Consider the following 300-nt stretch of genomic DNA (forward strand, 5'->3'; position numbering starts at 1 on the left):
GGATGCTGCCAGGGTTAGTTGGTCGTCTTGCCATCTACTGAATTCCCATCCTTGGTTGCCATTCAGCCTTTTCGGGCTGCCGATCTTTTTTCCCGGCCAGCAGTGAAGCAGAGATCACGCAGGGCCAGCCGTTGCGCTTTATAGTGTGGCGGATGCCATTGCGGGACAGGACCATGATTTGGCCAGCTTTCGTCTTGGCGCCGGTCAATTCGCAAACATCCTCATGCGACAGGAATTGAATTCCATCCATAACTACCTCCCGCCGGCCGTGGGCCGCGCTGTCTTGATGATCTGAACGGC

At 56.0% G+C, this 300-nt stretch carries 1 protein-coding gene; it reads right to left on the reverse strand.

Annotation, left to right across the window (positions count from 1 at the left end):
• Window positions 1-34 precede the first annotated feature (34 nt).
• Window positions 35-300: DUF4224 domain-containing protein (locus AC0L3B_RS39175; protein ID WP_473383106.1), on the reverse strand; the 266-nt coding region annotated here is incomplete at its 5' end.

It is taken from the genome of Bradyrhizobium sp. Kon56, assembly GCF_055807635.1.